At 67.0% G+C, this 9,362-nt stretch carries 10 protein-coding genes and 1 pseudogene; 7 read left to right on the top strand and 4 right to left on the bottom strand.

What is annotated here, in order from left to right; genetic code table 11:
• A pseudogene (locus E8A49_RS17465) lies at positions 1–525 on the bottom strand (helix-turn-helix domain-containing protein); the annotation flags it as partial.
• A gap of 352 nt (positions 526–877) precedes the next feature.
• On the opposite strand from E8A49_RS17465, the gene E8A49_RS17470 reads away from it, so the two are divergent.
• Positions 878–1,621, top strand: coding sequence for a hypothetical protein (locus E8A49_RS17470; RefSeq protein ID WP_293384367.1), 744 nt, complete (start codon positions 878–880; stop codon positions 1,619–1,621).
• Between the two features lie 210 nt (positions 1,622–1,831).
• Here E8A49_RS17470 and E8A49_RS17475 read toward each other — a convergent pair whose 3' ends face one another.
• Entirely contained in the window at positions 1,832–2,767 is a 936-nt protein-coding gene (locus tag E8A49_RS17475) for a LysR substrate-binding domain-containing protein (protein ID WP_293384370.1), read from the bottom strand.
• 141 nt (positions 2,768–2,908) lie between these two features.
• On the opposite strand from E8A49_RS17475, the gene E8A49_RS17480 reads away from it, so the two are divergent.
• The 5 genes from E8A49_RS17480 to E8A49_RS23230 all read left to right on the top strand — a co-directional run bounded on the left by E8A49_RS17480 (position 2,909) and on the right by E8A49_RS23230 (position 6,463).
• Entirely contained in the window at positions 2,909–3,529 is a 621-nt protein-coding gene (locus E8A49_RS17480) for a hypothetical protein (protein ID WP_293384373.1), read from the top strand.
• A gap of 15 nt (positions 3,530–3,544) precedes the next feature.
• Positions 3,545–3,949, top strand: a complete 405-nt coding sequence (locus tag E8A49_RS17485; protein ID WP_293384376.1) for a VOC family protein — start codon at positions 3,545–3,547, stop codon at positions 3,947–3,949.
• 147 nt (positions 3,950–4,096) lie between these two features.
• Positions 4,097–5,044 carry an alpha/beta hydrolase gene (locus E8A49_RS17490; protein WP_293384379.1) on the top strand — a complete coding sequence of 316 codons (948 nt, stop codon included), beginning with the start codon at positions 4,097–4,099 and terminating at the stop codon, positions 5,042–5,044.
• A 142-nt stretch (positions 5,045–5,186) separates the two neighbouring features.
• Positions 5,187–5,960 carry a Cof-type HAD-IIB family hydrolase gene (locus E8A49_RS17495; protein ID WP_293384382.1) on the top strand — a complete coding sequence of 258 codons (774 nt, stop codon included), beginning with the start codon at positions 5,187–5,189 and terminating at the stop codon, positions 5,958–5,960.
• Between the two features lie 275 nt (positions 5,961–6,235).
• Positions 6,236–6,463, top strand: coding sequence for a PEPxxWA-CTERM sorting domain-containing protein (locus E8A49_RS23230; RefSeq protein ID WP_366928834.1), 228 nt, complete (start codon positions 6,236–6,238; stop codon positions 6,461–6,463).
• Here the strand turns inward: E8A49_RS23230 and E8A49_RS17500 are convergent.
• A complete protein-coding gene (locus E8A49_RS17500) occupies positions 6,394–8,331 on the bottom strand; it encodes a hypothetical protein (RefSeq protein WP_293384385.1) in 1,938 nt (645 codons plus the stop codon). The two genes, E8A49_RS23230 and E8A49_RS17500, sit on opposite strands and share 70 nt — an antisense overlap.
• Positions 8,321–8,896: a peptidase S24 gene (locus E8A49_RS17505; protein WP_293384388.1), complete on the bottom strand. Its 576-nt coding sequence runs from the start codon at positions 8,894–8,896 to the stop codon at positions 8,321–8,323. Before E8A49_RS17505 ends, E8A49_RS17500 begins: the two co-directional genes overlap by 11 nt.
• Positions 8,897–9,072: 176 nt before the next feature.
• Here E8A49_RS17505 and E8A49_RS17510 point away from each other — a divergent pair, with 176 nt between their 5' ends.
• Positions 9,073–9,234 (top strand): hypothetical protein, encoded by a 162-nt coding sequence (locus E8A49_RS17510; RefSeq protein ID WP_293384391.1) that lies wholly within the window; start codon positions 9,073–9,075, stop codon positions 9,232–9,234.
• Positions 9,235–9,362: the final 128 nt, after the last annotated feature.

Raw genomic sequence — 9,362 nt, forward strand, 5'->3', positions numbered from 1 at the left:
CGACGCTGAGCACCACGGCGTGGGCCGGCGGATCGACATAGAGGCCGACGATGTCGCGGACCTTGGCGGCGAACTTGGGATCGTTGGAAAGCTTGAAGGTACGGATGCGGTGCGGCGCTAAACCATGGCGCGCCAGATGCGCTGGACCGAGGTCAGGCTGACGCCGACCACCTGGGCCATGACACGGCCGGTCCAATGGGTGGTCTCGCCGGGCGCCTCGCCCAAGGTCAGAGCGACAATGCGTTCAGCGACATCGTCGGCCAGCTTGGAAACCCGAGCGGGCCGGGTCTTGTCGCGCAGCAGGCCATCAACACCCTCGGCCATGAACCGCTCCTGCCAGCGCCAGACCGCCGTCTTGCTGACATCAGCTTTGCGCATGATCTCCGTCGTGCCCAAACCATCAGACGTGGCCAGCACGATCTGAGCGCGCCAGACGTGCTTCTGCGGACTGTTGCGGTCATCGACGATCGCACGCAGGCGCTTTCGATCGGTCGGGCTCAGGTGGACGGTGACGCCAGTACGCATCCCCAAGACTCGCACGAAGCCAAAACCGTGGGAATCCCAAAGGACTCTTATGTCGGCATCAATCCACTAGGTTCAGGTTTACGGTGGGCTGATCGGTGATTGCCCCGGTATTACCTGGTGAATATTGTTCATTTGAAGGGTCCGCTGCCTCGGAACCAATCCGTTGGGCAGGACCGATGGCGAGATCGCCCTCAGTAGCCCAAGGCTGCGTCGCGCGCGCCGCACGCGGTCTCGCCGCCGCGGGAAGCCCGTCGCGCGCGACGGTTGAAGGACTCCACGCCATGGCGTCTGAAAAACCGATGATGGCTTTCGGCTGGCGGTCTATGGCCTCGGCCTAGTGGGTCTTGCCTTGGTGAGCCTGGCGCTTGGAAACTTCGATCCCGGGCAGCCCGTCCCCAAAGCGTTTCCCGACCGCACGGTCCTGATCTACGTCGCGGCGATTTTCATGCTGTTCGCCGGCGCTGCCATCGAGTGGCTGCAGACCGTGGCCTGGGCGGCCGGCGCGCTCACCGCCTATTACACGCTTATCGTCGTGGTCCTGATGGACGGCCGCTCGGTGTTGCGCAATGCGAAGGAGTTCATGGCCTATAGCAACACAGCCGAGCAGGTGGCGATCGCGGCGGCGGGGCTCATCGTCTTCGCCACTTACGCCAAGATGGACGCGAAGCTTGCGGCGCAGCTGACGCGTACGGGCCAAATCGTCGGGCTTTGCGCGATCCTGTTCGGCGGAGCGCACTTCTTCTACATGGGCATGACCGCGCGCCTGGTTCCCCGCTGGCTGCCCCCGTCTCAAGACTTCTGGGGCTATGCGACAGGGGTGGCCCACGTCGCCGCGGGCGTCGCGATCATCGCGCTAGTGGAAGATCGGCTGGCCGAAATCTTGCTCACCGTCATGTCCGCCGCGTTCACCCCCCTGAAGCATGTCCCGCTGTTCCTGGCCGATTCCCATAACCACGCGGAATGGGCTGAGAACGCCGCCAATCTCGTCTTGACCGGTTGCGCTTGGGTGGTCGCGGACTCCCTGCCGAGGCGGCGGCGACCTGAGGGAGTTCGCGAAGGCGAGGGCGCGGCCCAGCAGGCTGGAGCCGCGAGCTAGCAGAGCGCCGGTCGCACTGTTGGCCGGCCTCGCGATGGCCGGACACGCGGGCGCCCGCGACGCGGCCCGGGTCGTGTCGTAGAGGGTCCGAGATCAGCCGTGCGCGACGGCTAAGCGACCGGCGATCGCGCAGTTCTCAATGTGCTGCCCGCCGGTGGTGGAGGCGGGGAGGGGATGTGGCGGGGCGGCACCGCGTCAAGGCGGCGCGTTTCAGGGTTCCAGACGCGCAGCGCCACCCCTCGCGACCGCGGACACCATCCAATCGCGGAACGCCCGGACCTTCCGGTCGCGGAGGCGGTCCTTCCGGCAGACCAGCCAGAAACTATACGGGCTGACGATCTCTGTTGCGAAGAGACGCACCAGCGCGCCGGACCGGAGGTCCTCATCCACGAGCGGCGTCAGACCCAGCGCCACACCTTGCCCGGCCGCGGCGCCGCTCAACGCCATGTGCAGGCTCTCAAAGACCGGCCCTATCCGCGGAATGCCCTTGGCCCCCGCCGCCGAAAACCAGGCGCCCCAATCGGGCAATCCAGATGCGCGCAGCGCCGTCTCGTCACCGATCAGCTGCAGCCGTGCGAGACCGGACGCCGTGCGCAAGAGGTCCGCATGGGCGTCGCGGAAACCGGGGCTGCAGACCGGAAAGGCCCGCGCCTGGGCAAGCCGTTCGACGTACAGCCCGCTGTAGTCGCCGGGTCCGTACCTCAGGCCGACATCCACGCCGTCGTGATCGAAATCAACGAGGTGATCGGCGCCGACAACCCGGACCCCGATGGACGGCCACAGGGCGTTGAACGCCGCCAAGCGCGGCGCCAGCCATTTGGTCGCGAACGAGGGCATAGCGCTGATCATCAGGGTGTCCGTCTCCGCCGCCAGCGTGATCTCCAACAGCCTGTCGAGGTCGCGGAAGATCGCCGACAACGCCGGCGCGAGCCGCGCCCCCAAAGGCGACAGGGACACGCGACGATGTCCGCGCTCGAACAGCGGGCGACCGATACGGGCCTCCAATCTGCGGATCTGTATACTGATCGCCGACGGCGTCACGCCGAGCTCCGCCGCGGCGTTGGCGAAGCTAAGCCGCCGCGCGGCAGTTTCGAAGCTGCGAAGGGCGTTCAACGGCGCGCCGCGCAGTCCTGCCGTCTCATCCATGAGGTGTCACCTCTTTTCGAACGACAAATTGTAACCTGAAGCGGCGCCGAAGTCGTTTGCGAAACCCGCCTGGGGGGACCGATGTCAGCTTAGCGCCGGCCGCGCAGGACAACGATGAAACGATCCGATCTCCGCCGCACCTTGAGCGACCTGACCGCCCTTGGTCGGGTCCGCCTGTCAGAGCACTTCTTCATGCGGGACATGCTCTACAGCGAGGTCGCCGCCGCGAGCGGTCTGGTCAACCTCCCCGAGGATTCCGACCTGGCCATCGAGGCCGGGCGCAATCTATGCCGCTGGGTGCTGGAGCCGCTTCGCGCGGGCCTGGGGCACGTCGCCCTGCGCAGCGCCTACCGATCGCCGACCGTAAACGGTCGCTGTCATGCGCTTCACAAAGCCGGCGTAGCGGACTCGTGGTGCGCCAGTAACGATGACAGCGCCGGAGCGCACATCTGGGACCGCCGCGACAGAGCAGGGCGCCTCGGCGCAACCGCCACCGTCGTGGTTCCAAGATACCTCGACCACTATGAGCAGACCGGTGACTGGCGGCCGCTCGCCTGGTGGATCCGCGATCACGTCCCGGAGCATGCCGAGGTGCAGTTCTTCCGAGTCCAGTGCGCCTTCAACATCGGTTGGTCAGAAGGCCCGAGTGATCGCTCCATCGGTCTCCTCGACCCGCCGACGCGGCTTCAACTTACCGCCGCCGGCGCTCCAGAATTCGAGGGCGATCATTCCCCCCTCTACCGCCACATCCTGCCCATCTAGCCCACGGATTGGACAATGTTCACACTGGGAGCCATCGACCATGTCGGCATCCGCGTCTCGGACCGCGCTCGTGCGCAGGCCTTTTACGAAAGGCTGGGGTTTGTTCTCGACCCTGACGAAGATTCGCCTGGCGGCCGATCCATCGGCCTGGTCAACGGCGCCGGCGCGAGGATCAATCTGATCTACAACGCGGCGCCGAGGGCGAGCGGCGGCAACGTGCTGATGGACATCGCCGACAAATGGCCGGGCTACACCCACGCCGCCTTTCTGGTGGCCAGCCTGGATGAGCTGGTGGTGTGGCTCGAGCGCGAAGGCCTGCGGATCACGGAAGGCCCATCCGTCTTCGGTCAAGGCCGTCGCAAAGTCTGTTTCATCCGGGACCCCGACGGCAACGTCCTTGAGTTCGATGAAATCCTCTGAGGTGGGGGATCTCGCCGCTACCCCTCAGGCCGAGGCTGCGCGCAGCCAGGTCCGGCTGGGTGCCACACGCCGGCCCACAGCGGACCGCCCACGGCGCGAGACGCCCGACTGGAGCTCCGAGCGCCAATTTCGCCGACAGGACGCCGCATGATCCATTTCCGCCCATTCCTGCTCGCCATGGTCCTAAGCGTCGCCGTTACGTGGAGCACGACCGCCACAGCGGCCCACCTTCACTACGGCTGGCAGAAGGTCGATGGTCTGAATCTGTTCTATCGGGAGGGCGGCCCCTCCGACGCCCCGACCATTGTCTTCCTGCACGGCAACCCGGCGTACTCTATCCAATATGAAGAGGTCATGCAGGACCTCGTGGCCGGTGGCCGGCTTCACGTGATCGCCATGGACTATCCCTCGTTCGGATATTCCGACGCCCCCGATCACAAGGCCTGGGCCTATACCTTCGACCATCTCGCCGAAACCGTGAGCCACTTCCTCGCGGCGCGTGGCCTGAGCCGCTATGCGCTCTTCATGCAGGACTACGGCGTTCCGATTGGTTTCCGCCTGATGCAAGCCAACCCGGAGGTGGTGACGGCGGTAATGGTGCAGAACGGCGCCATACACCTCGACGGCTTCCCTCAGGCGCAGGACCCGCAGGGCGAGCTGCGTCGCCATTGGCGCAGCCGCAACGCCGATCTCGACCGGCGCCGGGCCGAATATGCCCTCCACCGGCCCTACCCCGGCGCGACCAACTGGGACGAGAGCGCCAATCTCAGCCCTGACGTGGTTCTGCTCAACAACGCCTCAGAACAGCGCCCGGGTGTCATCGAGGGACGCAACGACCTGTGGGCGAACTATGGAACCAACGTCGAGCAGTATCCGGCGTGGCAGGCCCTCTTGCGCGGCCTGAAGGTCCCGGTCCTTGTCGCATGGGGCAGCCAGGACGACTTCTTCACGACGCTGGGCGCGCTGGCCAACCTGCGCGATGCGCCCCAGGCGGAAGTCCATATCTTGGACACCGTCCACTTTGCGACCCTCGAGGCTCCAGACGCCATCGCCGTTCTCATTGCGACCTTCGCGCACGCCCACGACCTCCGCTGACGCGGCGGCCGACCTGCACGCCCTTCAGCATCGGCCTCGTTGACGCCGATCGCGCCGCCCGCGGCCGCCTAGGCGTCATGGCGGCGCCATCGGGCCGCGGTCTACGTTTGCCCTTGGCGAGCGCAGAATTGGAACAGACGACATGACAAGCCCACCCATCCGCCTTCTGCTAGCGGACGTGGATGGCACCCTCGTCACCGACGACAAGGTGCTTACCGCCGCGGCGGCCGGCGTAGTGCGGGACCTGCGCCAGGCGGGCATCGCCCTGGCGATCACCAGCAGCCGACCGCCCCGCGGCCTGCGGATGCTCATCGAACCGCTCGTGTTGCAGACACCCCTCGCGGGTCTGAACGGCGGGCTCTACGTCAAGCCTGACCTATCCGTGATCGAATGCCACACGCTCGATCCGGCGGCCGCCAAACAGGCGATCGCTCTTCTGATGGGCGAGGGGCTGGACGTCTGGATCTATACCCAAACGGACTGGCTCGTCCGCGACGCGACCGCGCCGCATGTCGCCCGCGAAGCCTGGATCTTGCAATTCGAGCCTTCGGTTGTGCCGGCGTTCACCGAGGCGCACCTGGCGAACGCCGTGAAGATCGTTGGGGTCTCCGACGACCTTGACCTGGTCGCGGCCTGCGAGCGACGCGTGCGTAGTGTGCTCGGGGACGCCGGCAGCGCGGCCCGGTCGAACCCTTACTTCCTGGATTTGACACATCCCCAGGCCAACAAGGGGGCCGTGGTCCTGACGCTCTCCAGGACGCTCGGAATCCCGCCGGCGCGGATAGCCACGATTGGCGACATGCCCAACGACGTGATGATGTTCCGCGAGAGCGGTCTGGCCATCGCCATGGGCAACGCCAGCGACGAGGTGAAGGCCCAGGCCAGGCATGTGACCGCCAGCAACGAGGCGGGTTAGGTTCTAGTCAGCATGTAATGTCGGACGGAGCCGGGCGCGCTCGGACTCTGCCTGACGCAGATAGCGGCGTGGAACCTTGAGGCTTCGCCCCTGCGCGGGGCGAAGCGGTCCTGGTCGCAGCCGCAGCCGTCCTGCGCCCGATGTGATCGCCCGGCGGTCCCGGTGGTCGAAGCGGTCCAATCTGTGGACCACGCGGCCGCTGATGATCTTCGGGTCGTTTGCGCCGACGAGCTACAAGCTCAGCTTCGACGTTCCCTTCATCGACCCCCTTGGCCGTGCCAGAGCCGGCGGTCTGGGTGTTGATGTTCATGGGCTTCGGCCTGACGGGGATTGCGCTGCGGCGTCGCCTTATGGGGGCGGGGGCCTTTGGCGGCCGGGCTGACGCAATTGACCCAGGTTCGTGGCGCCTAGGTAAGGCTTGGCGCGGATTGGTTCACTCCGTCTCTGATCCAACCCTAACTTGGCCTTCGGCCCAGACGGCATTCAACAGCCGTGTCGCCTGAGCCGCTTTGTCCTGCGGCAGGAAAACGCCGTAGTGGCGTTCGACGGACTTCGGGGCGTCCTGGATCGCGTATCCGGCCTGCTCGAAGGAGCCGGTCAGCTTGATAATGTGAGTGGCGAGGACGTGACGGACGCAATGCGGTCCGTGCGGCAGCAAACCCGGTATCGCCCCACGGCCGGTATAGGGATTGTAGACCCCGTAGCGGCCGGTCAGGGCGCGCCAGGCGCTGTAGAAGTCGGCCTGACTGAAGCTGGCATCGGCTCCGGGCGCCTGCGGCTTCGCCGGGACCCTCACGAAAAATGTTCCGGGATCAACCATCGCGCCGATGAGGACCGGTCGATGCACGTTTAGATACGTGTCGATCTCCGCATAGAGACCCGCGACATCGGGGAGGACCAGCCGGAAGGGCCGACCGCAGAAGTAGTTGGACATGTTATTCTTGAAGGCGACCGGCGGCGCAAACACCTCCCACCCGGCCTGCAGGTCGTTCCAGCGCATTTCGCCGCGGCGAACGGTCTCCAAAGCCTTGTCCGGGGTCGGCCTCTCGCCGCGTCCGCGGACCAGCAATTCCCGCAGAGTGCGTTGCCGGAAGCCCAGGTGCAGCGCCAGGCGGACCATCAGATAGGCCCGCGCGTTCTCCGCAGCGGCGCGAGGGTTCCGGACGGCGCAGGGGCGCCGGAGTCGGATCTCGTCGGCGATTTTGCGGTACTCCGCAACCGGGCTGTCGGATCTCAGGACGGGGAGGACCGGTTCGAAGGGATCGTGGTGTCGGCGTACGATCCGCTTCAGTTCCCGGACCCGCATCCGTGCGAAATCCCGGAAGCGCGCGCAGGCGCCCCGCCAATCAGACCGCGCCGCCGCGACCTCCGCCTCCGTGACCATCCCGTCCAGCGCCTGCAGTCGGTCGGCGAGCCCCGGTGTCTGGGCGATCCAACCGGTGCGGGGGTCGGCGTTCGCGCCAACGGCGCACAACAGGTCGATCTCCCACACCGTGAAGAAGCCCCGCCGACGCTCGCGCCAGCCGAGATAGGCGTCCCAGACCCCCGGAAAGAGCAACAGGGCGAACGAGAGGGCCTCAAGCGGCGCCCCGAGGCCGAGGGACGGGCCATCGGGAGGGGCGGAGAGGGCGCCGAACAGGAGACCGAGATGCTCAAGCTTTTGGGCCGCGGTCACCGCTCCCCAGACGCCTGCGCGGGCGAAACCGATGGGGGCGAAGGTGGCGGTCTTGAAGGCCAGCAACTGACCCATCTCGTCCGACAGCGCCTGCGGCGCGATGCGCGTGCCGGGCCGAAGGCGACGGCCGATTTCGGCGCGCGGCGACGTGTTCCAGCCCGCCAGCGCCGGAAAGCGGATCGCGTAGGCGTGCCGCACCGCCAGCGATTGGTAGCGGCGATATTCGCTGTCGGTCGACCGGAAAGTGCGGCGGACCCATGCCAGAATCTCGGCGCGTTCAGCCGGTTGGCGCGCGGCGAAGTCCTCCGGCAAATGCCAGAGATAGCGGCGTTTCTCGCTGGCGGTCAGTCCCGGCGCGAGCCGCCCGCCGACCGCTCGGTCCGAGTGGGGCAGCAGCCGGCGAAAATAGCCATCCGGCAGGCGCCAACGCCGCTCCAACAACGCGAGCGCCATGAACGATCGAGCTTTGCTCGGCGGCTTCTGGCCGAGGCGCCAAGTTCGTAAGGTGGCGCGGTCGATCGCGACGCCTTGCGCTTCGAGGTGAGTCACCAGCGCCGCGATCGAAGGTTCGTAGCGCTTCAGGGCCAGGTCGAAGGCGCGGGCGAACGCGCTGAGCGACGGTCCGGCGGACGAGCTTGCGGTCAGGGGCCGCTCCTGACTTCGCCCCGAACGCGTTAGGAGTCCGCTAGGCCGCATGGGTTCGCAGGATCCGCCGCGCCTGCCAGGGCGGGATGATGGCGGTGATGTGCGCCGCCCAACGCAGACGGCAGTCGCGCCGGGTGGGGCCGTCGAGGCTTTCGAGGTCGAACAGCCCGGCGCGGGACCCGCGCAGCAGCCGCTTCACCAGCACCTCGTCGGTCTCGGTCTCGACGACCACGACATGACCGAGCATGTCAGGCGTGGGCGGGGTGCGCTGGTACTCGAAATAGATCAGGGCCCCGTGGTCGGCGAGGCCGGGCATCGAGCCGCCGGCGACCAAGAGGGCGCGGGCCTGGTCGGTGCCGCCCGGGGGAATCGGCGCGAGATCGCCGGGAGTCTGGCCGAGCGCGAACAGCACGGCGCCTTCCGGGTCCGCCCCCACGTGACCGATCACCGGCACCAACCGGTCGCTGTCGGCCTCACCGGACGGATAGGCGCCGAAGATCGGCGGCTCGCCCTCGTAGAGCCATTCCGCGCGGACCCCGAAGGCCGCGCCATAGAGGCGCGCGCTTTTGTACGAATAGGGGGCGTTGCCGTTTTCGTTGGATCCATAGGTGTTCACGTTCCAGCCAAACCGGGTCGCGGCGTCTCGAGCACTGCCGTACCCGGCTTCGATCCGCGCCGCCCGAAGGCGGTCGCTGCGGGTCGCTAGGAGAGCCGTGGCCAAGTCCACGGGATCGCGGGTACGGGGCATTGGGTGTCCTTGCAAGCGATTTGTATATAATATACAGATTGCGCATGCGACCGTCAAAAACCTCCGGCGACCCCACCCGGGACAGCCTCAGTGTCGAGCTGGGGCAGTGGTTCAAGGCGCACGCCACCGGGCGAGGGGTGCTGGCGATCCCGCTCATCGTCGCGATCCTGGCGATTCTAGAGGCCGCACGCCTGCTGCGCGGCTGATCTCGGGCCGCCATGGGCAAACTTCGGCTGGCTGCCCGGCGACGGGGTCGACACGGCCCAGTTCCCGGCGATCCTCGACAACAGCCGCCGCGTCGAGGCGCGCCCCGCCGTGCGCAAGGTTCTTGCCC

Origin of the sequence: Phenylobacterium sp. (genome assembly GCF_004799515.1) — a bacterium.
Classification (GTDB): Bacteria; Pseudomonadota; Alphaproteobacteria; order Caulobacterales; family Caulobacteraceae; genus Phenylobacterium.

What these genes read in the sequence shown, in the direction of transcription:
- E8A49_RS17475 (WP_293384370.1), bottom strand. Translation starts at nt 2,767, where the DNA reads ATGGATGAGACGGCAGGACTGCGCGGCGCGCCGTTGAACGCCCTTCGC.
- E8A49_RS17485 (WP_293384376.1), top strand. Translation starts at nt 3,545, where the DNA reads ATGTTCACACTGGGAGCCATCGACCATGTCGGCATCCGCGTCTCGGAC.
- E8A49_RS17490 (WP_293384379.1), top strand. Translation starts at nt 4,097, where the DNA reads ATGATCCATTTCCGCCCATTCCTGCTCGCCATGGTCCTAAGCGTCGCC.
- E8A49_RS17495 (WP_293384382.1), top strand. Translation starts at nt 5,187, where the DNA reads ATGACAAGCCCACCCATCCGCCTTCTGCTAGCGGACGTGGATGGCACC.
- E8A49_RS17500 (WP_293384385.1), bottom strand. Translation starts at nt 8,331, where the DNA reads ATGCGGCCTAGCGGACTCCTAACGCGTTCGGGGCGAAGTCAGGAGCGG.
- E8A49_RS17510 (WP_293384391.1), top strand. Translation starts at nt 9,073, where the DNA reads ATGCGACCGTCAAAAACCTCCGGCGACCCCACCCGGGACAGCCTCAGT.